Below are 485 nucleotides of genomic sequence, written 5' to 3' on the forward strand. Positions count from 1 at the left end.
GCTCGAAGGGGAGGAGGCAAGCGGATGGCGGGTGACGCGGCAGGCGCCGGCATTGGCCAGGCGGAACTGCGGCACGATCAGCGAATGCAGGTCGAAGGAGAAACCGCGCGCATTGCGCTCGAAGTTCTCGAGCGAGCCGTTCGCGTCGGCCAGGTAGGGGATGCGCGGCGCCTGGGCGGCGTCGATCACGGCGAAGCGCGCCTGGCTGCCGCTCAGGTGCACGTAGGTGCCGCCCGGGCCCGGCGCGTAGCCGGCCACGCCGGTGGCGCCGCGCAGGTCCGGCACCTTGCCGGCCGGCAGGCGCACCGTGCGCAGGCGGCCGGCATCGCGGATCACCCAGGCATCGCCGTCGCGCGCGATGCTCATGTCCAGCGAGTCGAGCACCTCGCGCGCGTAATCGGACGCGAACACCGGCGTGACCGGCTGCGCCAGCACCGCCTTGATGATGGTCTCGAGCGCCTTCATCGAGGCCAGCTTGGTGCCCG

At 72.4% G+C, this 485-nt stretch carries 1 pseudogene; it reads right to left on the reverse strand.

The features are described from left to right. Nucleotides 1–485: pseudogene (locus HWY05_RS37810) on the reverse strand (hypothetical protein); the annotation flags it as partial.

This window comes from Paraburkholderia sp. BCC1876 (genome assembly GCF_902833695.1).
Classification (GTDB): domain Bacteria; phylum Pseudomonadota; class Gammaproteobacteria; order Burkholderiales; family Burkholderiaceae; genus Paraburkholderia.